A 1,334-nucleotide genomic window follows, 5' to 3' on the forward strand; every position below is an offset into this window, starting at 1 on the left:
CTGAGGAATCCCCATGAAATGGGTAATAAAATCAGCATGATAGGATTGAAAAAGCCTGCATGAGTCATGCATGTTGTGAGTTACGACACACAACAACATGCGAAGGAGACCCATGCAGGCCCCTCGATTCTTGCATAACTTGCTGACGTCTTCACTCTCCGTGATCCATGCCAAGCGGCTACAGACCGTCCTCGATACCGTTGGCGCTCTGCTGGGCGAGCGACGTCTGGGATTAACGGCCATTGGCCGTGCGTTGCCGAGCTCGACGGATGCCAAGCACGCCATCAAACGAGTCGATCGACTATTAGGCAACCCTCACCTTCATCAGGAACGACCGCTGTTCTATTGGCTCATGGCCTCGCTGCTGATCGGCCATACAACGCGCCCACTGATTCTGGTGGACTGGTCGCCGATTGATGACCGCGGCAGGCATTTCCTGCTGCGTGCGGCGGTGCCCTTCGCCGGGCGATCGCTGCCCATCTTCGAGAAGGTTCATCACAAGGAAGGATGCCCATACTGTGAAGCCTATCTGCTGGATGCGCTGGCAAGGATCCTGCCCGACAAGGCCACGCCGATCCTGGTGACCGATGCCGGCTTTCGTAACCCGTGGTTTCGGGCCGTTGAAGCGCGCGGCTGGTATATCGTTGGACGGGTCCGTCAGCCCGCCCGTTACCAGGCGTCAGGCGAAGCATGGCAACCCGTGAAGACCCTGTTTCAACACGCGACATCGGAACCGCAGGCGTGGGGCTCCGTCCGGATCGCCGAAAACCATCCGTTCCGCGCTCAGATGGTGCTCTATTATCGACCGCCACGGGGACGTAAGCATCGCAATAAACAAGGCCGGATCTCTCGGGACGGCGGCAGCCGGACGATCGCCCGGCGTCAGCAGGAGCCCTGGGTGCTGGTCAGCAATCTGCCGGACCGCTCAACGCTGGCGAATAAAGTGGTAACGATCTACCGACAGCGCATGCAGATTGAGGAAGGGTTCCGCGATGTCAAAAGTCCCTTGTTCGGGCTGGGCTTCGGCATGCATCAGTCTCGCCAGGGCAAGCGCATCGAGGTCCTGCTGCTGATCGCCATGTTGGCGAACGTGGCCATGATGGTGGCCGGCCTGGATGTCCGAGCCCGGGGGCAACAGCGGCGCTATCAGAGCAACAGTATCCGGCACCGGAGCGTGCTTTCCGTGTGGCGCCTGGGCTTGGAATGTCTTCGTCGTCATCAACCCGACGCCGTGCCTTGGCCTGCTTGGACAACCCTCCGAGCACGACTTCGCGAGGAAGTCAGGGAGCAGAGCCTATGCGGCGAGTAGCAACATATTCGTGGGGATTCGTCAG

General features: G+C 59.7%; 1 protein-coding gene. It reads left to right on the forward strand.

The annotated features are described in order from the left end of the window. The first annotated feature begins 112 nt into the window (after window positions 1-112). Complete coding sequence (locus RS027_RS13475; protein WP_311882096.1) at window positions 113-1,309, forward strand: IS4 family transposase; 1,197 nt, start codon at window positions 113-115, stop codon at window positions 1,307-1,309. Window positions 1,310-1,334 lie beyond the last annotated feature (25 nt).

The sequence above is a fragment of the Halomonas garicola genome (assembly GCF_031935715.1).
In the GTDB taxonomy this organism is placed as follows: domain Bacteria; phylum Pseudomonadota; class Gammaproteobacteria; order Pseudomonadales; family Halomonadaceae; genus Vreelandella; species Vreelandella garicola.

Excerpts from the sequence above, each read along its gene's own strand:
- RS027_RS13475 (WP_311882096.1), top strand. The coding sequence starts at position 113 with ATGCAGGCCCCTCGATTCTTGCATAACTTGCTGACGTCTTCACTCTCC.